General features: G+C 66.0%; 18 protein-coding genes. 5 read left to right on the forward strand and 13 right to left on the reverse strand.

The window, feature by feature from the left end:
* The 5 genes from AC6LJY_RS03785 to hydA form a co-directional block, all read right to left on the reverse strand.
* Entirely contained in the window at nucleotides 1-897 is an 897-nt protein-coding gene (locus AC6LJY_RS03785) for an ABC transporter permease (RefSeq protein ID WP_314359256.1), read from the reverse strand.
* A 10-nt stretch (nucleotides 898-907) separates the two neighbouring features.
* Nucleotides 908-1,849, reverse strand: a complete 942-nt coding sequence (locus tag AC6LJY_RS03790) for an ABC transporter permease (RefSeq protein ID WP_104142492.1) — start codon at nucleotides 1,847-1,849, stop codon at nucleotides 908-910.
* Nucleotides 1,850-1,855: 6 nt separating this feature from the next.
* Entirely contained in the window at nucleotides 1,856-3,460 is a 1,605-nt protein-coding gene (locus AC6LJY_RS03795) for an ABC transporter substrate-binding protein (RefSeq protein ID WP_498135348.1), read from the reverse strand.
* Nucleotides 3,461-3,528: 68 nt separating this feature from the next.
* On the reverse strand, nucleotides 3,529-4,971 hold the full coding sequence (locus AC6LJY_RS03800) for an amidohydrolase family protein (RefSeq protein WP_319307585.1): 1,443 nt from the start codon (nucleotides 4,969-4,971) through the stop codon (nucleotides 3,529-3,531).
* A 48-nt stretch (nucleotides 4,972-5,019) separates the two neighbouring features.
* On the reverse strand, nucleotides 5,020-6,468 hold the full coding sequence (gene hydA / locus AC6LJY_RS03805) for a dihydropyrimidinase (RefSeq protein WP_498135349.1): 1,449 nt from the start codon (nucleotides 6,466-6,468) through the stop codon (nucleotides 5,020-5,022).
* Nucleotides 6,469-6,796: 328 nt separating this feature from the next.
* Between hydA and AC6LJY_RS03810 the strand changes: the two genes are divergently transcribed.
* The gene (locus AC6LJY_RS03810; RefSeq protein ID WP_498135350.1) at nucleotides 6,797-7,477 is read left to right on the forward strand and encodes a GntR family transcriptional regulator; all 681 of its coding nucleotides are present in this window, start codon (nucleotides 6,797-6,799) and stop codon (nucleotides 7,475-7,477) included.
* A 133-nt stretch (nucleotides 7,478-7,610) separates the two neighbouring features.
* On the opposite strand, the gene cyaY is transcribed toward AC6LJY_RS03810, so the two are convergent.
* Nucleotides 7,611-7,940: an iron donor protein CyaY gene (cyaY, locus tag AC6LJY_RS03815; RefSeq protein ID WP_046802904.1), complete on the reverse strand. Its 330-nt coding sequence runs from the start codon at nucleotides 7,938-7,940 to the stop codon at nucleotides 7,611-7,613.
* Between the two features lie 55 nt (nucleotides 7,941-7,995).
* Between cyaY and lptM the strand changes: the two genes are divergently transcribed.
* Both lptM and lysA read left to right on the forward strand, forming a co-directional pair.
* Complete coding sequence (gene lptM / locus AC6LJY_RS03820) at nucleotides 7,996-8,148, forward strand: LPS translocon maturation chaperone LptM (RefSeq protein ID WP_082134345.1); 153 nt, start codon at nucleotides 7,996-7,998, stop codon at nucleotides 8,146-8,148.
* Complete coding sequence (lysA, locus tag AC6LJY_RS03825) at nucleotides 8,145-9,437, forward strand: diaminopimelate decarboxylase (RefSeq protein WP_498135351.1); 1,293 nt, start codon at nucleotides 8,145-8,147, stop codon at nucleotides 9,435-9,437. Before lptM ends, lysA begins: the two co-directional genes overlap by 4 nt.
* A gap of 87 nt (nucleotides 9,438-9,524) precedes the next feature.
* On the opposite strand, the gene AC6LJY_RS03830 is transcribed toward lysA, so the two are convergent.
* Genes AC6LJY_RS03830 through tssJ form a run of 6 tightly spaced genes read right to left on the reverse strand, consistent with a single transcriptional unit; the run spans nucleotide 9,525 to nucleotide 18,755 of the window.
* Complete coding sequence (locus AC6LJY_RS03830; protein WP_498135352.1) at nucleotides 9,525-11,129, reverse strand: serine/threonine-protein kinase; 1,605 nt, start codon at nucleotides 11,127-11,129, stop codon at nucleotides 9,525-9,527.
* Between the two features lie 26 nt (nucleotides 11,130-11,155).
* Nucleotides 11,156-11,872: a type VI secretion system-associated protein TagF gene (gene tagF, locus AC6LJY_RS03835; protein ID WP_046802901.1), complete on the reverse strand. Its 717-nt coding sequence runs from the start codon at nucleotides 11,870-11,872 to the stop codon at nucleotides 11,156-11,158.
* Between the two features lie 13 nt (nucleotides 11,873-11,885).
* A complete protein-coding gene (tssM, locus tag AC6LJY_RS03840) occupies nucleotides 11,886-15,512 on the reverse strand; it encodes a type VI secretion system membrane subunit TssM (protein ID WP_104142480.1) in 3,627 nt (1,208 codons plus the stop codon).
* Nucleotides 15,509-16,801: a DotU family type VI secretion system protein gene (locus AC6LJY_RS03845; protein WP_498135353.1), complete on the reverse strand. Its 1,293-nt coding sequence runs from the start codon at nucleotides 16,799-16,801 to the stop codon at nucleotides 15,509-15,511. The genes tssM and AC6LJY_RS03845 overlap by 4 nt, the downstream gene beginning before the upstream one ends.
* A 14-nt stretch (nucleotides 16,802-16,815) precedes the next feature.
* Nucleotides 16,816-18,150 (reverse strand): type VI secretion system baseplate subunit TssK, encoded by a 1,335-nt coding sequence (gene tssK, locus AC6LJY_RS03850; RefSeq protein ID WP_120157311.1) that lies wholly within the window; start codon nucleotides 18,148-18,150, stop codon nucleotides 16,816-16,818.
* 35 nt (nucleotides 18,151-18,185) lie between these two features.
* Nucleotides 18,186-18,755 carry a type VI secretion system lipoprotein TssJ gene (tssJ, locus tag AC6LJY_RS03855; RefSeq protein ID WP_046802897.1) on the reverse strand — a complete coding sequence of 190 codons (570 nt, stop codon included), beginning with the start codon at nucleotides 18,753-18,755 and terminating at the stop codon, nucleotides 18,186-18,188.
* Between the two features lie 119 nt (nucleotides 18,756-18,874).
* Between tssJ and AC6LJY_RS03860 the strand changes: the two genes are divergently transcribed.
* Together AC6LJY_RS03860 and AC6LJY_RS03865 are read left to right on the forward strand one after the other, a co-directional pair.
* Entirely contained in the window at nucleotides 18,875-19,246 is a 372-nt protein-coding gene (locus tag AC6LJY_RS03860; RefSeq protein WP_120157313.1) for a TssQ family T6SS-associated lipoprotein, read from the forward strand.
* A 27-nt stretch (nucleotides 19,247-19,273) separates the two neighbouring features.
* Nucleotides 19,274-20,047, forward strand: a complete 774-nt coding sequence (locus AC6LJY_RS03865; RefSeq protein WP_498135354.1) for an FHA domain-containing protein — start codon at nucleotides 19,274-19,276, stop codon at nucleotides 20,045-20,047.
* Nucleotides 20,048-20,051: 4 nt separating this feature from the next.
* On the opposite strand, the gene tssH is transcribed toward AC6LJY_RS03865, so the two are convergent.
* Nucleotides 20,052-22,676 (reverse strand): type VI secretion system ATPase TssH, encoded by a 2,625-nt coding sequence (gene tssH / locus AC6LJY_RS03870; RefSeq protein WP_498135355.1) that lies wholly within the window; start codon nucleotides 22,674-22,676, stop codon nucleotides 20,052-20,054.
* Nucleotides 22,677-22,687: the final 11 nt, after the last annotated feature.

Here is a 22,687-nt window from a genome sequence, read left to right on the forward strand (position 1 = left end):
TCAGACCCTTCGCGCCATCTTGGGATCAAGGGCGTCGCGCATGGCGTCGCCCAGCATGTTCACGCTGAGCACGGTCAGCGCCAGGAACATGCCCGGCAGCAGGATCAGCTCGGGCTTGATCTGGAAGTACATCCGGCCTTCGGCGATCACGTTGCCCCAGGACGGAAACTCGGGCGGCATACCAACGCCCAGAAAGCTCATGACCGCCTCGGACAGCATGGCGGATGCAAAGATGAAAGTGCCCTGCACGATCAGCGGCGCCACCGTGTTGGGCACCAGATGGCGCCGCATCAGCACGTGCGTGGGCGTGCCCAGCGAAATGGCGGCTTCCACATAGGGTTCGTCGCGCAGGCTCAGGATCAGGCCGCGTACCAGGCGCACCACGCGCGGAAACTCGGGCACGGCAATGGCGATCAGCACGGTCAACATGCTGGCGCCCGTAACCGCCACGAGCGCGATGGCAAGCAGGATGCCGGGCACGGACATGATGCCGTCCATGACGCGCATGATGACCATGTCCGCCGTGCGAAAGTAGCCCGCGACCACGCCCAGCGCCAAGCCGGGTATCAACGCGGCCACGGCCGTGCCCGCCCCGATCATCAACGAAATGCGCGCGCCATGGACGACGCGCGACAGCACGTCGCGGCCATACGCATCGGTGCCAAACCAGTGCTCGGCGGAAAAGCCCTTCAGGCGCTGCATGGGATCGATGGCCATGGGATCGGCCAGCCCCAGCAGATTGGCCGAGATGGCGGCCAGGACGATGACCCCAAGCACAGCCAGTGCCGCCATGACCGGCCACGTGGACAGCGTGCGCACCAGCGCGGACGCGGGTCGCTTGCGGATGGCGGGCGCAGCGCCGGCTCCACCCGCGATCGAGTGTATGGAAGTAGACATGCAGGTTCCTTCAATAACGGATGCGCGGATCGAACACCGAGTACAGGACGTCGATCGTCAGGTTCACCCCGATGTAGACCAGCGAGAACAGCAGGATCAGCCCTTGGATCAGCGGATAATCGCGCGCCAGCACCGACTCGACCACCAGCCGCCCCAGGCCGGGCAGGTTGAAGACCGACTCCGTGACGACCACGCCGCTGATCAATAACGCGATGCTCACGCCGATCACGGTGATGATGGGCACGGCCGCGGTCCGCAGCGCGTGCGCCATCATCACGGCGCGTTCGGTGATGCCCTTGGCGCGCGCGGTGCGGATGAAGTCCTCACCCATCACCTCCAGCACGCTGCTGCGGGCGATGCGCGCGATCAGGGCCACAAACCCCGTGCTGAGCGCGATGGTGGGCAGCAACAGGTGCATGCCGAAGGCAACAAGACCCGCCGAAGGCGACTTATAGCCCTGCACGGGTAGCCAGCCCAACTTCATGGCAAACAACAGGATCAGCGCATAGCCGGTGACGAAGATGGGCACCGAAAAGCCCAGCACCGAAAACGCCATCACCGCCCGGTCAGTCCGGGTGCCGCGCCGCCACGCCGAGAACACACCCAGCGGCACCGCGATCAGCGTGGACAGCAGGATGGTCGACAGCGCCAGCGCCAGCGACGGCCCCACGCGATTGCCGATCATCGCGGTGACGGGCGTGCCCGAATGCAGCGACACGCCCAGATCGCCTTGCAGCACCTGGCCGCTCCACAGAAGGAACTGGGTGGCCAGCGACCGGTCCAGCCCCATGTGCTCGCGAATCTGGGCCAGCTGCGTCTCGGTGGCCGCATCGCCCGCCAGCATCAGCGCCGGATCTCCCGGCGTCAGGCGCAGCAGGCAAAACACCAGCACGGCCACCGTCAGCACCACCGGAACGGTCGCCAGGATGCGCCTGAGTAGGTAGCTGAACATGCTGGCTTACCGGCTGGCTTTCTTGATATTCCAGAACACCGGCGCGGGCGATTCCAACACGCCGGACAGCTTCTTGCTGTAAGCGGCGGCGGTCTCGATCTGGCCCAGTGTGACGGCCACGCCTTCATCCAGCATCACGTCCTGCAACTGGTCGGCGATCTGCTTGCGTTCCGGTTCCGTCGCCGCCACCAGAAACTGGTCACGCAGCGCTTCGACCTTAGGCACGGTCGGCCAGCCGAACCAGGCCTTCTCGCCGTTGGCGGACACGCCATAGTTGCGCAGCGGGTCCATGATTTCGCTGACGTGCCACGTGGTCACGAAAATGCTCCAGCCGCCCTTGGCCGGCACGTCGCGGTTGGCGCGGCGCGACAGCATGGTCATGAAATCCATGGCCTGCAATTGAACGTTGAAGCCGGCCTGGCGCAGCTGCTGCGCCATCACCACGGGGATGGCGGACGCCATGGCAATGTCGGTGGCATGCAGGATCACCACGGGCGCGCCGTCATACTTGGCCTCCTTCAGCAACGCCTTCGCCTTCTCGATGTTGGACGGCACGATCATGTCGGCACGGGTATCGCTGGAATACGGCAGGCCGCAGCCGAACACCGCGCCGCAAGTCTTGAAGAATTCCGGATCGCCCACTTGCGCCTTCAGGATGTCACCCTGGCCGACCGCATACATGGCCGCCTGGCGCACCAGCTTGTTGTCGAACGGCGCATTAAGTTGGTTGAAGCGGTACATGGGCTGGTAGCCCATCTTGTCCAGCACACGCAGCGTCAGGTCCGGTGAACCTTTCACCATCGGCACCAGGTCGAAAGGCACGGTCTCGATGTAATCGACCTCGCCGCCCAGCAGGGCATTCACAGTCGTCATCGGGTCGGCCATCGCCACCCACTCCACGCGATCCACATTGACCACCTTGCCGCCCGCCGTCCAGCTAGGCGCTTCCTTGCGCGGCACGTAGTCGGTGTTTTTTTCGTAGACCGTCTTCACGCCCGGCTGGAATTCCTTCTGCACGAACTTGAAGGGACCGGATCCGGTGTAATCGCTGATGGCCTGTGCCACCGGCGTTTGCGCGACCCGCTTGGGCATCATGAAGCTGGGCAGGCCGCTGGGCTTGCCCAGTGCCGACAGCACGTCGGCAGGGGCCGTCAGCACGATCTTGAAAGTCTTGTCATCGATGACGTCCATCGACGCAACCAGCGGCATGAGCTGGCGACCGGTCTTGTCCGACTGCGCCCAGCGCTGGATCGACGCCACGCAATCCTCGGCCTTCACGGCGGTGCCATCGTGCCATTTCAACCCGTCGCGCAACGTGAAGGTGTAGGTTTTGCCGTCCGGCGAGATCTCCCACTTGTCCGCCATCTGTGGCTGGACCTTGTTGTTCGCGTCTGTCGCCAGCAGCGTGTCGTAGATCATGTAGGCGTGGTTGCGCGTCTGGTGCGACGCCGTCAACACAGGGTCCAGCACCGTCAGCTTGCTGGCCATCACCACAGTCAGTGTTTCCGCCTGCGCGGGCGCCCAGGCCAGGGCAGCGGCGCAAGCCACTGCCGCGCCAACGCGGCCCAGGCCATAGCGGGCTTCAAGTCTTTCAGCATTCAGAAAAGCCATGTCATTCCCTTGTAGTTTTATGGACGAACTGGGCCTGTGCCGGCCCTTCGGATGGAGTGTCGATCAGGTCACACGACGTCGAATGACAGCGGCGACATCTGTTGCGCGCTGCGGCCGGCCACCAGGTCGCGCGAAGGCACCAGCGCCTCGGCGCGGCGCTGGGCCTCGTCTACCTGCTCGGCGGCCTTGCGGTAATCCAGCGTATGCACCTGTCCCTCGTGCAGCACGCGGCGGCCGTCGATATACACGGTGTGCACAGCGCGGTCCGCAGCGGCGTAAACCAGGCTGCGTACCGGATCGCGCGACGGGCGCATCAGGTAATGCGTCATGTCCACCATCACGAGGTCGGCGCGCGCGCCCACCGCGATGCGGCCCAGGTCTTCGCGGCCCAGCGCCTTCGCGCCACCGACCGTCGCGGCGTGGAACACTTCGCCGGTGGTGACCGCGCGCGGCGTTTGCGCCATCAAGCGAGCCAGATAGCCCACGTGGCGCATTTCCTCGATCATGTTGTGCGGATAGGTGTCCGTGCCGATGCCCAGGTTGATGCCCGCGCGGCGATAGCGTCCAAAGTCGCGCAGCGCCATGCCCCGGCGCATGAAGACCGTGGGGCAATGCGCCACGCTGGCGCCCGTCTCCGACAGGATGGACAGGTCGGTCGCCGTACCCCAGTGCGTATTCGGGTGGTCGTCCACGAAGATGCCGTGGCCGACGATGCTGCCCGGATCCAACACGCCCAGGCTATGCAGCCACTGGACCGGTGTGAGGCCATGGCGGCGCGTGATTTCGTGAAATTCCGGCAGCGACTGCGCGGCATGAGTCTGCCAGCCGATGCCGCGACGCTTTGCCTCTTGATGACTGGCCTTCAGCAGTTCGGGCGTGCAGGTGTCGATCTGCGCGGGCACCAGCATGCCTGTGAGGCGGCCGCACGCGTGCGCCTCGGCCTTGTCGATCAACGCCAGCGCGCGCTCCATGCCCGCCTCGCCGGCCTTCTCGTTCCAGTCGTACTCCACCACATGGCCGTTGCGCGTGTACCAGCGCGCCGAGCGGAACATGGGCGCGATATACGCCCGCAGGCCGCTTTGCACCATGATGTCGATCCAGTGCTCGTGTGCCACCGACATGTCCACCACGGTCGTCACGCCTGACATCAGCAGTTCGGCGGCGGCCAGCGTCAGCTGCGCGGGCGCGGCTTCGTCGTCGCCTTCCATGGTGGGCATGTACTCGTACAGATTCGAGTTGTACAGGCCCGGTGACCCGGTTTCGTCCGTGTAGCCCTTGTTGATGGGCTCATGCACCAGATGGCTGTGGATGTCCACCAGGCCCGGCATCACCATCATGCCGTTGCCGCTGACGATTTCCGCATCCGGCGTGGCCGCCTGCGCCCCCGCCCCGACGTGCGTGATACGGCCGTCCTTAAAGGCCACGTCGGCGTTCTTCATGTAGACGTGCTGCTGGCGCGAGGCGTCCCAGGCAACCACAACGTCGGCGTTCTTGATCAGGGTAGTCTTCAACGTTATTTCCTCTGAAATGAAGGGCGGATATCCATGTGGCGCGCTGCGTTAGCGCCAGTCTGGCCGCGAGCCCTGGCGGGCGCTGGGCGGCGCCAGGCTGGGCAGCCCGCGCGGCAAAAACTTTCCTTGACCCGGCGTGCCCGTAAAGCGCTCGCCATCCCAAACGACTTGTCCGCGCAACAACGTCATCGCGGGCCACGCCCGCAGCGTCATGCCCGCGTACGGCGTGTAGTCCACCGCGTGGTGCAGATGTTCATTGGCGAGCGTGAACTCGCGCTCTTCCCAGATCACCAGGTCGGCATCGCTGCCGATGGCCAGCGTGCCCTTTCGCGGGTACAGGCCATAGGCGCGCGCCGGCTGGGTGGCGGTCAGCTCCACGAAGCGATTCACGCTGATGCGGCCGCCCAACACCCCTTCCGAATACAGCAACGGCATGCGCGTTTCGATGCCGGGAATGCCGTTCGGAATATGACGGAACGCCACCTCTTTGCCGCCGGGCGTCTTGCCGTCCTCGCCGGTCAGGTTGAAGGGCGAGTGGTCGGACGAAAACACCGTGAAAAGGCCGTCCGCCAGCCCCTGCCAGATCTGCTCCTGGCTGGACTTGTCGCGCGGCGGTGGGCTGCACACGCAGCGCGCGCCGAAATAGCTGTCGTCCGTGCCTAGATCCGCGGCGGTCAGAAAAAGGTATTGCGGGCAGGTTTCGGCATAGACATTCAAGCCCTTGGCACGCGCCTCGCGGATTTGCGCGACCGCTTCGCCGCCCGAGATGTGCACCAGCAAGATGGGAACGTCGATAAGTTCGGACAGCGCGATGGCGCGATGGGCGCCTTCACGCTCCACCAGCATCGGCCGCGAAACGGCATGAAAGCGCGGCGCGGTGCGGCCAGAGGCCTCCAGGCGGCGCGTCAGCCAGGCGATGCAATCGGAGTTTTCGGCATGAATCATCGCCATGCCGCCATGCACGCGCGCCACGTCCAGCACGTCCAGGATCTGGGCGTCGGACAACTTCAGCGCGTCGTACGTCATATACAACTTGAACGAGGTGTAGCCGGCCGCTATCAGGCGCGGCAGCTCGTCGGCCAGCACGGTCGGCGTGGGGTCGGTCAGGATCAGGTGAAAGGCATAGTCCACGCAGGCTCGGCCGTCGGCGCGCTGGTGGTAATCGTCGATGGCGGCCTGCACCGTGGCGCCCTTGCGCTGCGCCGCGAAGGGGATCACGGTGGTCGTGCCCCCGCAGGCGGCCGAGCGCGTACCCGTGAAAAAGTCATCCGCCAACTTCACGGGCGGCGCCATCGGCTGGTCCAGGTGGCAATGGGCGTCGATGCCGCCCGGCGTGACCACGCGTCCGGCCACGTCGATTTCACACATGCCCGCCGCCAAGCCGCGGCCGATCTGCACAATGCGGCCGTCCACGATCCCCAGATCCGCGCGACAGGTATCGCCGGCCGTTGCCAGCACCGCGTCGCGCAGCACCAGATCAAAACCTCGCTTCGTCATATGCGTCAGCCCGTCTGATCCGCCCTTTCCCTGCCGCGAAAGCGTGGCGGGATGGGCATGTTGTGAGCGGATTCTAGGCCGAATACAAAAATGATTACGCTAGTGATTACCCTGAAATATACATTTCAAGGTCAAATTGTTAACATTATTTTTGACGCTGGCTGCTGGACCTTGCCCATGTCGGCGAATGATCGGGTATCTTCACGTTCATCCGCCAAGTTGCGGCCAACGTGCAGCCTATAAGCAACCTACAAGCGGCAAGAGACCGCTCATTACCCGTGGCGGCGATCCCGCCCGGGGTTCCTACGCGCAAACCAAGAACGAGCCCATGGCATCAGACAAACGCGAAAACTCGGTCACCGGCATCTATGAGCGCATCTACCGCGCCATCCTGGACAACCGCCTCAAGCCCGGCACCAAGCTGGTCGAAGAGCGCCTGGCCGAAATCTTTGAAGTCAGCCGGCCGCGCATCCGTGAGGTTCTTGCGCGCCTGGCCCACGAACAGATCGTCGAACTTTTCCCCCAGCGTGGCGCCTACGTCGCCAAGCCGTCCATCGAAAAGGCGCGCGACGTCTTCGAGGCGCGCAGGCTGATCGAGCCCGCCGTCGTGCGCCGCCTGACGCAGAACCTGACCGCCGAGAAGCTGGCGCGCCTGCGCGAACACGTGCTGTTGGAACACGATGCCCGCAAGCGCGACGACAAGCGCGCCATCATCCGGCTGGCCGGCGAATTTCATATTCTTCTGAGCGAGCTGGCGGGCAACGGCGAACTGGCGCGCACGATGCGCGAGCTGTCCACGCTGACCTGCCTGGTCATCTTCCTGTACAACCTGCCCACCGCGACCAGCTGCCGCGACGACGAACACGAGCTGATAACCGAAGCCATCGCGACGCGCGACGCCCAGCGCGCCGAGGAATTGACGCTGCATCACCTGGAACACATCGAACAAAGCGTGAAGCTGGAATCGGTGGAAGAATCGGTGGATCTGGAAGAAGTCTTCAAGATCTGACCCACATTGACCCAACCCCAAGCGAAAATAAAGAAAAGCCCCGGGGTGTAAAACCCGGGGCTTCGTTGCATCTGAAGGGCCGGCCATGACGGCCGGCCTTATCAGCCCTTGTTACTTTGCGAGTACGACGGCTTTATAGTTTCAGCGTAACCGGCACGCCGGCCGCGGCCGAGCAGATTTGCGACAGGGCGTCCGGCAGTTGCGGGCCGCCACGGGTGTCGTTCCAGTGGTGGCCGTCGTAGCGGTAGTGGAAGCCGCCACTGCGGGCGGCTACCCACAGTTCCTGCATGGCGGCCTGGCTGTTGACGACGACATGGGTGTTGTCTTCGAAAACCATGGTCAGGACATTGCCGCTGCGGGTGGTTTCCACGTCGACGTCGAGCGAAGCCGCCCAGTCGTCGGCCTGGCTTTCGATGCTGTCCAGCACCTGGTCGATCAACGCAAGAAATTCGGTTTCGGTCATAATCGAGCCTGCAAGAATTACGGAGTTCCCAGTGTTCCAATTGGCATTCAGCCGCATGGCTCTTCGCATTGTAGCCACGCTTGTGGCCTCCGGCATGGTGGCGGCATGCGGCTATAAGGGGCCTTTATACATGCCGACGCCTGACGGCAAGCCGCCGTCGCGTTCGCAGCCCGCGCCGCAGATCCCTCCCCCTCCTTCGATCCCATGACGACAGCCTTTCCCCTGCCGCCGGAGTTGACCGGCCATCCCTATTTCCAGTACCGCAATAACGTACTGTACGCCGAGGATGTGCCGCTGGACCATCTGGCGCATGGGCTAGGCACCCCGCTGTACGTGTACTCCCGCGCGGCGCTCAAGGCCGCTTGGGAAATCTATCGCAGCGCCATCGGGCCGCTGCCCGTGCTGGTCTGCTACGGGATGAAGGCAAACTCCAACCTGGCGGTTCTCAAGGAATTCGTGCGGTTGGGCGCGGGCTTTGACATCGTCTCTGGCGGCGAGCTCAAGCGCGCGCTGGCGGTGGGCGCCGAGCCCTCCAAGGTCGTGTTTTCCGGCGTGGGCAAGCAAGCCTGGGAAATGCGCGACGCGCTGGTCGCCGGGGTGAAGTGCTTTAACGTCGAATCGGAAGACGAATTGCGCCGCCTGTCCGAAGTGGCGCAGGACATGGGCTTGCGCGCGCCGGTGTCACTGCGCGTGAACCCGGATGTGGACGCGCAAACGCATCCCTATATCTCCACCGGCCTGAAAGAGAACAAATTCGGCATCGCCATTGAATCGGCGCTGGACGTTTATCGCGTCGCGCGGGAGCTGCCAGGCCTGGAGATCGTGGGCGTGGACTGCCATATCGGCTCGCAGTTGACCGATATCAGCCCCTATTTCGATGCGCTGGAAAAGCTGCTGGACCTGATCGATGCGTTAGAACGCGAAGGCATCCGCATCGCCCATCTGGATTTGGGCGGTGGGCTGGGCATCCGCTATACGGACGAGACGCCGCCTTCACCCAAGGCGTTGCTGGACCGGGTATTTGAACGGCTGAACGCGCGCGGCCACGGGCATCTGCATCTGGTGCTGGAGCCCGGCCGTTCGCTGGTGGGCAATGCGGGCATGCTGTTAACCACGGTGCAATATCTGAAGCATTCGCCGGCGCGCAATTTCGCGATCGTCGATGCCGCCATGAACGATCTGCTGCGTCCCGCGCTTTACGAGGCCTATCACGGCGTGCAGCCGCTACGCCCGCGCGCCGGTGATCAGGTCGAATACGACATCGTCGGGCCAGTATGCGAAAGCGCGGACTGGCTGGCCAAGGGGCGCGCACTGGCCATCCAGCAAGGCGACGTGCTGGCGGTGGAATCCGCGGGCGCCTACAGCATGGCCATGGCCAGCAACTACAACACGCGCGCGCGCGCGGCCGAAGTCATGGTCGATGGCGACCACTACCACGTGGTGCGCCAACGCGAGACGCTGGACGATCTGCTCAAGGGCGAGTCCACGCTACCTTGAAGGCGCGCCGGGGCGGCGGCAGGCGTCGCGCCGCCAAGCCGCTTGTCATCCGCCGGCGCGATTTCCGTGGCACGCAACTTTTGCGTATCACTTGAACTCGTGCGAGATCGCGGCCGGTTTGTCGGCCGCAACCGTCAAGGTCATCCGATGCTCGCCCGCCGTCGCATTGCGCACGGTCACCTGGTAGCGTCCTGGCGTCAAAGACAGTTCCCGCAAGGGCGGGCTGACCCCGCGTGAACGGCCGTTGATCAGGACTTCGCCCCAGGGACGCACGGCAACACGCACCGAAACAGGCGCGGCCTTGGGTGGCGCGATTGAGACGGGCGCGGCTGCGGATGCGGGTGCGGGTGCGGGTGCGGGTGCGGGTGCGGGTGCGGGTGCGGGTGCGGGTGCGGGTGCGGGTGCGGGTGCGGGTGCGGGTGCGGGTGCGGGTGCGGGTGCGGATGCGGCGTCGATATTGCTTGCACTGCCATCAGACGCCGGCGCAGGCGCGCCGCCGCTGGAGGCCGCTTCAACACGAGCCGACGGCGTTGCAGGCGTGGGCTGAGAAGCCTGCGATGGCTGAGTTGCAGGAACAGGCGAAGACCCCTGCGACGCCTGGGTCGCGCGCGTGGACTGAGAAGCCTGTGGCGGTTCAGGCGCCGTCGCCAGAGGTTGCTGCGGCGCCGGCGCCCTATCCGGGGTCGGCGCAGGGGCAGGCGCGGGAGCGGAGGCTGTCACGGCAGGCGACGCCTGGGGCGTACGTGCCGACGCTTCGGGCGTACCGGCCAGTTCAACAGGCGTAGACGTCATGCGAACCCAGGCGTACCCGCTGCCCGCCAGCAGTAAGGCGCACGCCAAGATCCAAGGCAAGACGCGCGCGCGTTCACGCGGAAGTTCGCGTGCCGTCCGCGCTTCGGGCGGCGATGCTTCGGGCGGCGGTGCTTCGGGCTGCGATGCTTCGGGCTGCGATGCTGCGGGCGGCGGTGCTGCGGTCGGCGGTGCTTCGGGCGGCGATGCTGCGGTCGGCGGCGTCTTGACCTCAGCAGGGGTAGCCACCGTCGGCAAGGCCGCGGGCAATATCGGCGACGTACGCAGCAGCGGCGTTCCTATCGCTGCCGCGAACGCTTGCGCCGTTTGCGGTCTTGCGTGCATCGTCATCGCCAAACCGCTATCCACCGCGTCGCAAAACGCCCTCTCGTACTCGTTAGCGCCCCATTCCTCCAGCGGCAAGCAGTCATCGCGCACGCGACGCGCCAGCGCGCTTGGTGGCGCGCTGCCGGTTGCCAGAAAGTAAGCCAGCGCCGCCAGTCCGTACACATCGGTCCACGGCCCACAGGCATACGCCGGATCATCCGTGTATTGCTCGAACGCCGCATATCCGGCATGCCGGGGCGCGTCCTCCGCGTCGGGCGCCGGTGCTACGGGCGGCGGCGTCAACGTGGCCGCGCCCGTTGCGGCCCTGCCGACGATCGGGTCCCACGGCCCGCCCCCATCAAACGCAACCGCCCCCGGATGGATACCGCCATGCACCCGACCCGCCGCGTGCAACGGCGCCAGCGACGCGGCCAGCCCCGCGACGATGCGCGTGATCTCGTCTTGGCGCTTGCGACCTGGCGGCAAGCGCATCAGGTCGGCCAGGCGCGGGTGGCAAGGCGCGGCAGGTATGCCAGCCGTGCCCGGGCTCGGTGGCGTGATGGAAGCGGTCGTCATGCGCGGTCCTCCGGGGTCAATCAGACTCATGGCCGCCACGTGGGCAGGGACGAGAACAGCCTGGCGAACAACGTGGCGTTCAGCGCGCCGCCATGCACATAGGTCTGCAACGCCGCGCCGTCCGCCTGGTTGGTCCACCAATAGCTCGTGTGCGAACTGGGGTTGAAGCAAAACGGCAGATCGGGCCACGCATTCAACGCGCGGCGCGCCAAGGGCGCGGATTCCGCGTCCAGCCCCGCCCGCAAGATGTCCATGATGTCGTTGCCCCCTCGCGGCGCGGCAGGGCCGGGCGCGGCAGCGGGCATGCGCACTTGCTGAAGACTGCGGTCAAACTGTTCGGGCGCGCAGCCATGGCGTACGGCGGCCAACATGCTGGAGCCCACTTGACGGTAGTAGTCGCCGGCGCCATCCAGCATGCTGCTGTGATATTGCGCGGGCGGCAGCGCCGCGACGACACACAGCGGATACCCGCGCCCCACGCGGTCGCGGCTGGGGGTGATGCAACCCAGCTGCGCCACGCCGGCGCCGGGCCCTGCCGGAATGGCAAAGTTCCAGATAGGCGCCGAAGCAAAACTGCGCGCCGCGGCCGCGTCCGGCGCCTGCTTCAACGCCACCAGCCCGAACTGCAACCAGTGGTCCCACCACGCAATCAGTTCACGCGGCAGACGCCGATGCACGAAGTCGCCCGCGGCCGGGATCTTTCCGTACCAGCCCACCTGCCCGTTCTCCACTCCAAGCTCCATGTCGATGTCCTGGTCACGACGCGCCGGGGCAGGCGAAACCCTGCATCTCGGCTAGATGAAAAGGGCTTTTGACGCTGCTGGCCGTGATCTCCAACACCACCTTGCGACCGCCCAGGTCGAACGTGGCCAACGTGATCTCCGGCGAAGGGCCGCGTTGCAATTGCGCGCGGTCCAGCATGCGATTCAGCGCCCATGGGCCCGACGTTGTCAGGCCTGCCGCGCCGACTTGCGGCGTCAATTCGATACGCACCTGGTTGCTGCCACGCGGCCCGGGCCATTGCACCGTGGTCGCCACCTGCGGGCCATGCGCGTAGCGCACCGATTGGCCATCCACGTCCATCACAAACTGCGTGATGCCCGCGTCCATCTCCACCGGCCGGATCGCCACGCGATACGACGGCATGGGGTTGCCCGCCATGAAGTACACATCGCGGATGACGCCCGCGCGCTGGAACGCGTCCAGCGTGGCCGAGCTGCCCCCCGAGCGGCCATCGACACCGGGCTTGAAGCGCCAGCGCGGCCCGGACACGTCGATCTGCGTCGCCAGGTTCTTCTGAAAAAAGTCGTCCATCATGCCGTTCGGCCCGAATAGCCTGGCCATGTCGTTGGGGGCAACGTCACGCGTGGAGCGGCTGGAGAACGGATAACGGCCCGCCACCGATTGCCCGCAGAACACGCCGATCGTGGCCGACACCGTCTCGCCCATGCGCGCGCGGGCCACGTCCGACACCTCGCCTGACGCGTTCACCGACAAGGCGTTGAGCACGTCACGCAACGGGCCGGGCAGGCGTCCGGCTTCGGCGCGCAGCTTGGTCACCGAATCGGAACTCGGGGTCGGGCTGCCGCTACGCAGTGCCGCGTCCGCCGCCGTCAGATAGGTGTAAAGCTCATTGATCAACCCCGTGGTGGCGGCAATGGGCGGCGCGGCGCCTGCCGCCCCGCCTTCGTTCTGCGCCAGCCGGCGCCACGGCTCGAAGTACTGGTCAACGATGCGCTCCAGCTTTTCATCCGACGCATCCGCGCGCGCGGCGGCACCCGGCCCCGTCGGGCCGAACATCTGCTCCAGCGCCTCGCGCGTGCTGCCGACACGATCGCGCGCCTGGTCCACCAGCGACCGCTCGTCCTTGGCCGAATCGCGCAGCAAGGAAGTCTCGCGCGCGACGCCGCGCACCAACTGCACCAGCGGTGATTCTGGCGCGGACAAGGTACGCGCCATCTGGATGTTTTGCAGCAACGACTTGCTGGGCGCCAGCTGCAAGTCGTTCAGATAGCCATCCCACTGCGCCACATAATCATTCATGTACAGGCGCTTGATGCCCGCCACCAATTGGCGCTGCGCCGCCTGGTCCAACATGCCGGGGGCCGGAATGTTCAAGATCCACGCATCGTCCGACCGCAGCACCTCGGCCACGCTGGACACGCGTTTGTTGAACACGTCCCAATAGCCACGATAGCTGTACAGCGACGGGATGCCCTGGCTTAACGGCTTGCCGCTCTTGCGCACGAACACCGCGCTGGCCTGTGCCCCGCCCAAGGTCACGGCGGTGTTCTCGGGCGCGATATCGGTATTGGCAAGCGTGCGGCGCAAGCGGCTGTAGGCGCGTTGCGCCAGCGTATAGCGCGCCAGCTTCTCGCGCGCCTGCGCCACCAGCGCCTCGTCCTTCGGAAAAGGCGATGCCAGCACGTGACCCTGTGTCAGGTGGCGCAAATGCAGCGACAACTGTTCGTACTGGCGGCGCGTGTACCCGTCGGGCAACGTCGATTGCATATCCGACAACAGCCACGCATGCATGAATTCGGCGTCATAGCGGTCGGCCTCGTACAACATCAGATAGGCGCGCAACGCCTCGTACGAATACTCCAGGTCGCTTGCCGACGCATCCCGCAGCGCGGCCTCCACGCGCCGCGCCACCTGCGGCAACAGCACCTGATCCAGCGTGTTGTCATACACGCCCTGCGCGGCCGCTTGCAGCTTGAAGCCCTGATAAAGCCCGAAGCGGAACGCCAGTGGCGGCGAGTCGATCTCAAAGCGTTCGTGGCGCGGCAGATACCAAAGGCTGTCCAGAAACGGCATCAAGCCCAGCAGGTCGCCCGTGCGCGTGATCTTGATGTCGCGCGTCAGCTTTTCCACGGCCGGCACGCGCCGCGCCACTTCATCCACATAGGCCGAGTTGTTGCGATAGCTCAATGCCCAGCCGGCAATCAGCGCCACGAACATCGCCGTGACCAGCCCGTAACCGGCCCAGTGCAATTGCCGATAGCGGCGTTCCCAACGCAGGTTACGGCCTGCCAGGCCCGCTTCCCGAAAGATGACGTCGCGCAGCAGGTTTTTCAGGAAGTAGCTGCGGCCCTCGCCCTCGCCCGGCACGCTGGGCGCGGGCGAGGGCGCACCATCGATGCGCAGGTAGCGCTTCAGATGGCCGGTCACCTGGTCGAAGGTTTCGCCCCCTTGCGTGCCGCTGGTGAAGTACACGCCGCGCGGGATGACGCGCGCTTCAAACTTCGACGTGGCGAACACGTCGCTAAGGAAATGGCCCAGGATGTTTTGCAGCCCGGCAAATTGCTGCGGCAGCATGTAGGCCAGTGCGCGCCGCGCAGGGTCTTCCTCGGCGGCCACCACTTCCGGCAAGGCGTCATCCAGCCGCCGTTGCAGCAGCGCGTACTCGGCATGGAAGGCGTCGTACAAATCGAAGTCAGGCTCCTGCGTGCGCGCGTAGGGCAAGGTAAAGCCCCACACCTGCGCCAGCTCATCGCGGCTGAACGACGCAAAGTACTCTTCGAAGCCGGACAACAGATCTGTCTTTGTCACCAGCACGTAGACAGGAAACGCGATGCCCAGCTGCTCGCGTAGTTCCTGCAAGCGGCGCCGCAGCACCGCCGCGTGCTGCGCACGCTGCGCATCGGATGCCGACAACAGGTCTTCGACACTGACCGTCAACATGGCGCCGTTGATCGGCTGCCGGCCACGGTACTTGGTCAGCAGGCGAAGAAAGCCGCGCCACTCTTCCTCGTCGCCCGTGGGGTCGCTTTCGTGGGTGGTGTAGCGCCCCGCCGTATCCAGCAGCACCGCGTCGTCGGTAAACCACCAATCGCAATTGCGCGTGCCGCCCACCCCGCGCAAGGCGACCTTGCCGTAGCGCTCGGCCAACGGGAAGTTCAAGCCCGAGTTCACCAGCGCCGTCGTCTTGCCCGCCCCCGGCGCGCCGATGATGACGTACCAGGGCAGCTGGTACAGATACTGTTTCGAGAATCGATCCAGCGGACGGCGCTTGCCGCGATTCTCAAAGCGCGTCTTGCGCAGCAGTTCGACGGCTTCATCAAACCGCGCTTCCAGCTGGCGGATCTCGTCGTTCTCGGCAACGTCTTGCACGGCCTTTTCGGCGCGCGGCCGGGGACGCAACTGGCCGAGTAACTGCGCGTTCAAGCGCCCTTCCCGCCACTTGCGCCACACCCAGCGCAGCAGCCATATGGCAAACATCGCCACGATGACGATGATGCGCACCGTCTGGCTTTCCAGCGGCCGCACGGCACCCACCGCGATCAGCGGCCCCGCAATCCAGATCAGCAGCGCCAGCGCCACCAGGCCCAGGAAATTCCACACGCGCCGGCTGAAGAACCATCCGAACAATCGGTAGATCATTCTTTGCCTCCTTGTGCATCGCCCTCATGCGGGGTGGGCGGCACCAGCACCGTGATTTCCACGCGGCGGTTCAGCGCGCGGCCTGCCGCCGTATCGTTGGGTGCGACCGGGTCCGCATCCCCACGCCCTTCCGCCCGGACGCGCGCCGAAGCCGATTGCCCCAGGCGTTGTTCCAGCATGTCCTTGACGGCGTCCGCGCGGGCCTGCGACAGATGCCAGTTGGACGGAAAGCGCGCGCTGCGCATCGGTATGTTGTCGGAGTACCCGCGCACAAGAATGCTGCCCTGCGTCTCGCGCAACGCGTCCGCCACGCGCGACAGCACGGGCAGGTACTGATCGCGAACGGAACTGGCACCGGACTCGAACACGCCGTCTCCGCGCAACACCACCACGCTGCGGTCCACCTCGTCGCGCACGCTGACCAGCTGGTCGCGGATTTCGGGCGCCAGGAACACCGCCAGGCGCGGCGCGGGCGCGGGCCGCTTCACCACCGCCGGGGCGATCTGCACGACAGGCGGCTTGAGCTGGCTGATGGACGCAAACACGCCGTCCGAATGGCTGCCCAACCGCCATCCCAACCCCCAATACAAAGCCAGCGCCAGCACGGCAGCCAACGCGCCGAAGACCCACAGCGGCACGGGCAACCGCCGCAGCGGCGTTTGCGCGGGCTCATCGCGCCAATGGGGCGACAGCGCAAGCGCGTACTCCCCACGTGCCCCCCGCAGGATGCGCAGCAAGCGCTGGCGCAGCGTTTCCAGTTGCGAACGGCCGTTGTCCATCACGCGGTAGCGGCCTTCAAAGCCCAGCAGCAGGCAGTAATACAGCAGTTCAAGCAGGTCCAGGTGTTGCGCCGGGTTTTGCGATAGCTTGGCCAGCAGCTGGAAGAATTTCTCGCCGCCCCAGGTCTCGTTGTGAAAGGTCACCAGCAGACTGTGTGCCGACCACACACCGCCCCCGCCCCACGGGGTCAACGCGGCGGCTTCGTCCAGCGCGGTGCACAGGCAGTAGCGCGCGCCCAGGATCGTTTCGTTGGGAATGCCCGCCTGCTGTGCGCGCAACTCAAACTGACGGATCTCGTCCAGCAAGTGCTCGCGCAGCATCGCGGGCGACGGGTGCGACGCGGTGGCGCGGATTTGCGGGATCAAGTCCAACAAGGGGTTGGCCGCCGCCACCAGCGGGTTGGCGCCGCTGATGACGTAGTCATGAGGCCGCAGCCGGCTGGAGGCCTGGCCGGGCGTGTCGCCCAGGCTTCCTGGCGGGGCGGACAGGGTGTGGTCCGATGCATGCATAGCTGTCTCCGCGTTCAATCCCGCAACGCCCAGAACTCCATCGTCAGGCCGGGGAAGTCACCCGCCAAATGCAAGGCCAGCGCGCCGGTGCGCTCCAGCTGCTTCCAGAACTCCCCGCTTTTATCCAGCTCGAAATACACATGCCCCGCGCTGTAGGGAATCTGGCGCGGCGCCACCGGCAGTGCGCGTACCGCAACGCCCGGCAGTTGCAGGTGCACCAGATCGCGGATGCGTTCGACCGGGCCGATCTTGACCTGCGCGGGAAAGCGCGCGCGCACGGTGTCCGTGCCCATGTCCGCATGCACCGCCAGCACGAAGCCGGCGGTTTGCAGCAGCTCGGCGTCTGCAATCTGCGCCACGCGTACGCCCTGGCCCCGGTCTTGCAGCGGGATCTGCAACGCGCGCTGCTCAAGCACTGCCGACAGCGACCGGCGCAACTCGTGCATCAGCGGCGCGAACGTGTTTTGCAGATCGTCATGCACGTACTCGGGCAACACCTCTGGACGCCGTGTCGTGGACGTGAAGGTGGCCAGATCGCAGGCCAGCATCAACCAGTCGTGGAACAGCCGCTCGGGATGCTGGCCGGCGCTCTGGCGGGCATGCCAAAGCGCCCCGACGTAGCGGTTGACGGTTTCCAGCAGCATGAAATCGGAGACCTCGGACACGCCGCCACGACCGGGCTGCGACAGCCGCGCGGCCAGGGCTTCGCTACGCGCACCCAGCAGGCCATACAGTTCGTTGATCCACCCGCGCAGCACAGGGTGTTCGCCGGCCGCTAGCCACGGCGCCACGTAGCCGTCGTCCAGCACGATGCGGTTGTCGGGCCGGCGCTCCACCACGCGCGCAACGCCCAGGCCCAGCCAATCGTCGGTGAGCTCGTCTTCCAGCATCAGCCGCAGTCGAAGGCGGCCCAGTTGCAGCAGGGCGGGCTCCAGCGCCACCGAGCCGGTGTCGTGCACATCGGCCTCGTGCACGAGATAGCGGGCCAGGGTGTCTTCTTCGCCTTCGTAGACAACATCGGTCGCGCCGGGACGCGTACGGGGAATCGCCAACATGACGCGCGCGTCGCGCGCCCGCGCCGGCACCTCCAGCGCGGCGGGTGCGGCGGCCGGACCGGCAAAGTCGAACGGGGTGCCGTCGGGCATGACGCCTGACGCGTCAGTCAACACCAGCTTGCCGATCGCGAGTGCTTCGCGGTCCACCGACAGATGCGAAAACCCCCAGAAGAACCCTTGCGCCGCCACCGCACGCTGCGTCGCCGCGTGCAGCACATGACGCTCCAGCTGCTGGAAATGCTGCGGCCGCAGGAACATGCCCTCCGACCAGATCACTTTGTCTCTGCTCACCATGCTCAGGTTCTCTTGTTATCGTTTGATTTGTGCTGCTAGAAAGGCCACCACGAACGGCTGCGGTCCACCTCTTCCAGGCCAGCGCGCGTCACGGCCACTTTCACCGTCTCCTCGTTCGGTGAAAACTGCCATACCTTGTAGATGTTCGTGTTCTGCGGTTCGGGCAGCGACACCAGCAAACGCCATTTGCTCTGCTCAAGATCCCGGTACGCGGCCACCACGCCCACCACGCGCGCGTCCGCGTTGCCGGGGTAATGCAGCACCTTCGTATCCCCCGGCCGCAAGATGACCTGTTCGGTGTTGAGCAGCTCAGTGCCCAGCGCCGCGCGCGCATCGGCCTGCAAAGTGAAAAAGTCGCTGGCCTGGAAGGTGCTGGCCGACTTCAATTCATAGATGGTCACCTGCACCGGCGAGGGCCTGCCACTGGCGCTGGCGTTTACCTTCGGGTCTGCGCGCAGTTCGATGGCGTAAGGCGCGGGCACGCGCTTGGCGGTCGATGAACATCCGACGATCAGCGCCCCCGCCGCCAGACATGCCGCGACGCGCGGCCAACGCCCCCGGGGACGCCCCGTGGGCAAGCTTGTCTCGTAAGAAAACCGGTTCATAAGTCCTCGGAAATAAAACACACACGTCTGTTACGCCACGACGCAACCGCCACGCGCCGGGCCGCTATCATCGGCGGAACAACCGAGCCACTTTCCTTGTGCATCGACACGCCCGCGCCATGAAACAGCCCGTTCGTCTTAGCCTGATTGCCATTCTTGCGGTGCTCGCGGCCTGTAGTTCCTCGCCGTCCCCGCAAGCCGCCGACGCCTTGCAGCAGGTACGCAACGAATACGCCGCCAGCCGTTTCGGTGACGTCGCGCGCACCGTGGCCACGTCCGACGCCCTGGCCACCGCGCCGGTGCCCGTACGCGTCGAGGCCTTGAAGCTGCAAGCCTTCAGCTACTGCGTCATCGGCTACCACCAGCTTTGCGAGGACAGCTTCACCCGCATCCTGCAATTGCAGCCCTCGTTCGACCTTGCGCCCAACGAAGCGGGGCATCCCCAATGGGGCCCGGTTTTCAAGTCGGCCAAGGCAGCCCAGGCCCGCTGACGCGCCGCCGACGCCAAGGAGAAAGGCATGAAGCTCACGGTGTTCCAACATGCCGGCGATCCGGCTTTCGCTCCCATCCAGACCGAATTCCGGGCGCCCGGCGGCACAATGGGCCGCAGCCCCGAGAATCAGCTGGCCCTGCCCGACCCCACGGGCGACATCTGCCGAGTGCAGGCAGTACTGCGCGTCCGCGACGGGGACACCACCGGCTTTCTGATGAACTTGAGCAGCATGAGCACCGTGCGCATCAATGGGCAGCGCGTTCAATGCGATCAGGAACTGCCCTTGGTGCCGGGCGACGAACTGGAAATAGGCACCTACCGCCTGCGAGCGGATTCGGCCGCGTCCGCCGCAACCGATGCCCAAGCCCAGCCGGCCGCCGCCCCGGTCATCGAAGACATCTTCAGCGACCTGATCGGCCCCGGCACCTTGCCCGTGGGCAGCGCCCCGGACGTATCCACCCACCCTTTCGATCTGGATTCCGCCGCCGCGCGCAACCCCGACGACCCGCTGCGCCACCTGCCACGCGGCGACGCGTCCGTCTCGCGCCCGGTCACCGACCCCCTGGCGTTGTTCGACGCAGCCCATGAGGGCTCGCCCAGCGTCTTCGCCGACGGCACGCCGTCCACGCTGCCCGCCCACGACCCGCTGGCCGACCATCGGCGCCATCCCGTCGACGACGCCCTGCGCGGTCCGCGCGATGCCACGGATAGCCGCGCCGCCGCCGACCACTTGCGGGAAATCGGCAGCTTCATGCGGCCCGCGTCCGTGAAGAAAGTGCCGGACGACACCGACCGCTAGCGATTCACGCGTAGTCATAGTCATAGCGAAATTCCCCGCCATTGGCTGACAGGCGCACGCGTTGCAGCTTGCGGCCCTGCATGGACGCGCCCAGCAGTTCGCGGCTGATTTGCGGCAGGACCGTGTTGGTAAGAATGGCGTCAACCATGCGCGCGCCTGACTCGACTTGCGTGCAGCGCGTCACGGCCAGCGCCGTTGCTTCCCGCGTGACCTCCAGCGCTACGTCGTGGTGTTCCTGCAAACGGCGGCGTACTCGGTCAAACTGCAACGCCACGATGCGCGCCAGCATGTCGTCCGACAGCGGCAGATAGGGTACCGCCACCAGCCGTCCCAACAGCGCCGCCGGAAATGCCTGCAACAGGGGTTCGCGCAGCGCGGCCGCCAGCCCTTCGGCATCCGGCATCAACACGGGATCGCGGCACAGCGTGGCAAGGCGCTCGGTGCCGACGTTGGACGTCAGGATGATGACCGCATTGCGAAAGTCGATGTAGCGGCCCTCGCCGTCTTCCATCCAGCCCTTGTCAAAGACCTGAAAGAAGATCTCGTGCACGTCGGGGTGCGCCTTCTCGACCTCGTCCAGCAGCACCACGCAATACGGCCGCCTGCGCACGGCTTCGGTCAACACGCCGCCTTCGCCATAGCCCACGTAACCCGGCGGCGCGCCCTTGAGGGTGGAGACGGTGTGCGACTCCTGGAATTCGCTCATGTTGATGGTGATCAGGTTCTGTTCGCCGCCATACAGCGCTTCGGCCAGGGCCAGCGCGGTTTCGGTCTTGCCGACCCCGCTGGGCCCACAAAGCAGGAACACGCCCACCGGCTTGGCCGGGTCGGTCAGACCGGCCCGTGATGTCTGGATACGGCGCGCCACGGCTTCCAGGGCGTCGCGCTGGCCGATCACGCGCTTTTCCAGCGTGTCCGCCAGCGCCAGTACGGCGTGTGCCTCGTCGCGCACCATGCGGCCCACGGGGATGCCGGTCCAGTCGGCCACCACGGCCGCCACCGCCGCCGCGTCTACGGCGGTGTGTATCATCGGCGCCTCGCCCTGGCCGCCCGCCAGTGCCTGTGCGGCGCCCGCAAGCGCCTGCCGTGTCGACGCGTGGTCAACGCCCGCCGTTGCCGGCGCGCTCAAGGTTTCGCGCAGCGAGAGCACCTTTGCGGCCAGCTCGCGTTCGGCCTCCCAGCTGGCGGCCAGCTGGGCTTGCGCCTGCGCGGCTTGCGCCCGTTCGGCCTCCAGGCGTTCAACGCGCTGCGCGTCGCCCGCGCCAAGATGTGTTTCATGCCGGGCAATGCGCAGCGCCGTTTCCAGCGCCTGGATGCGTCGGCGTGCATCCTCCAGCGCGGGCGGCACGGCGTGCTGGCTGATCGCCACGCGCGCGCACGCGGTGTCCAGCAACGCCACCGCCTTGTCGGGCAATTGGCGCGCGGGAATGTAGCGATGCGACAAGCTCACCGCCGCCGTGATGGCCTCGTCCAGCAGCAGTACGCCGTGATGCGCCTGCAAGGTTTCGGCCAGGCCGCGCAGCATGTCAAACGCGCGCGCCTCGTCCGGCTCGTGCACTTGAACCACCTGAAAACGGCGGGTCAGCGCGGGGTCCTTTTCAATGTGCTTCTTGTATTCCGACCACGTGGTCGCCCCGATGGTGCGCAACTGACCGCGCGCCAACGCGGGCTTGAGCAGGTTGGCCGCGTCCCCCGTGCCCGCCGCGCCGCCCGCGCCCACCAGCGTGTGGATCTCATCGATGAACAGCACGATGGGCCGGTCGCTTGCCTGGACCTGATCGATCACGCTGCGCAGGCGTTGCTCGAATTCGCCCTTTACGCCCGCGCCGGCTTGCAGCAGCCCGATGTCCAGCAGATACAAAGACACGTCGCGCAGGGGCGGCGGTACATCGCCCGTGGCCAGTCGCAGTGCCAGACCTTCCACGACGGCGGTCTTGCCCACGCCGGCCTCGCCCGTCAGCAGTGGATTGTTCTGCCGCCGACGCATCAACACATCGACGATCTGGCGGATTTCTTCGTCGCGCCCCGACACCGGGTCGATCTCGCCCGCGCGAGCCTTGGCGGTGAGGTCAACGGCAAACCGCTCCAACGCGGCCAGGTCCTTGCGCGGCGCCTGCGCGTCGTCGCCGGCGGCGGTCGTCGCACTGACGCCTTCCGGCGACCCCTGCACCATCTCGTCCATCTGCTCAAGCAGCTTGTCGGGCACGATGCGCGCAAACTGCGGCGACATGCCCAGCAGCACATGACGCAGCGCGTACGTCCGGACCAGGCCCGCCAACAGATGGCCACTGCGAATGCGCGCGGCGCCATAACGCAGCGAGCCCAGCACCCACGCGCGTTCCACGGCGTGATCAATGTGTTCCGACAGATCGGACACCGATCCGGCGCCGGCCGGCAGCCGATCAAGCTCTGCCGTCAGGTCGGCCTGCAACTGCCCCAGGTCCAGTTCGAACGCGCGCGCAATACGGTGCACATCGCTATCCTGCGCGTGCAGAATCTGATGCACCCAATGCACCAGTTCCACGTAAGGATTGCCGCGCAGCTTGCAGAACGCCGTTGCGCCTTCCAGCGCCTGGTAGAGCAGCGGATTAAGCTTTCCGAACAGTTCGATGCGACCGATATCCGACATGGCGTCATGGC

Source organism: Achromobacter sp. RT286_PF (genome assembly GCF_059760425.1).

Bases quoted from the DNA above. Each gene is read 5' to 3' on its own strand.
- AC6LJY_RS03785 (WP_314359256.1), bottom strand. From the start codon at position 897: ATGTCTACTTCCATACACTCGATCGCGGGTGGAGCCGGCGCTGCGCCC.
- AC6LJY_RS03790 (WP_104142492.1), bottom strand. From the start codon at position 1,849: ATGTTCAGCTACCTACTCAGGCGCATCCTGGCGACCGTTCCGGTGGTG.
- AC6LJY_RS03795 (WP_498135348.1), bottom strand. From the start codon at position 3,460: ATGGCTTTTCTGAATGCTGAAAGACTTGAAGCCCGCTATGGCCTGGGC.
- hydA (WP_498135349.1), bottom strand. From the start codon at position 6,468: ATGACGAAGCGAGGTTTTGATCTGGTGCTGCGCGACGCGGTGCTGGCA.
- AC6LJY_RS03810 (WP_498135350.1), top strand. From the start codon at position 6,797: ATGGCATCAGACAAACGCGAAAACTCGGTCACCGGCATCTATGAGCGC.
- cyaY (WP_046802904.1), bottom strand. From the start codon at position 7,940: ATGACCGAAACCGAATTTCTTGCGTTGATCGACCAGGTGCTGGACAGC.
- lptM (WP_082134345.1), top strand. From the start codon at position 7,996: ATGGCTCTTCGCATTGTAGCCACGCTTGTGGCCTCCGGCATGGTGGCG.
- lysA (WP_498135351.1), top strand. From the start codon at position 8,145: ATGACGACAGCCTTTCCCCTGCCGCCGGAGTTGACCGGCCATCCCTAT.
- AC6LJY_RS03830 (WP_498135352.1), bottom strand. From the start codon at position 11,129: ATGACGACCGCTTCCATCACGCCACCGAGCCCGGGCACGGCTGGCATA.
- tagF (WP_046802901.1), bottom strand. From the start codon at position 11,872: ATGGAGCTTGGAGTGGAGAACGGGCAGGTGGGCTGGTACGGAAAGATC.
- tssM (WP_104142480.1), bottom strand. From the start codon at position 15,512: ATGATCTACCGATTGTTCGGATGGTTCTTCAGCCGGCGCGTGTGGAAT.
- AC6LJY_RS03845 (WP_498135353.1), bottom strand. From the start codon at position 16,801: ATGCATGCATCGGACCACACCCTGTCCGCCCCGCCAGGAAGCCTGGGC.
- tssK (WP_120157311.1), bottom strand. From the start codon at position 18,150: ATGGTGAGCAGAGACAAAGTGATCTGGTCGGAGGGCATGTTCCTGCGG.
- tssJ (WP_046802897.1), bottom strand. From the start codon at position 18,755: ATGAACCGGTTTTCTTACGAGACAAGCTTGCCCACGGGGCGTCCCCGG.
- AC6LJY_RS03860 (WP_120157313.1), top strand. From the start codon at position 18,875: ATGAAACAGCCCGTTCGTCTTAGCCTGATTGCCATTCTTGCGGTGCTC.
- AC6LJY_RS03865 (WP_498135354.1), top strand. From the start codon at position 19,274: ATGAAGCTCACGGTGTTCCAACATGCCGGCGATCCGGCTTTCGCTCCC.
- tssH (WP_498135355.1), bottom strand. From the start codon at position 22,676: ATGTCGGATATCGGTCGCATCGAACTGTTCGGAAAGCTTAATCCGCTG.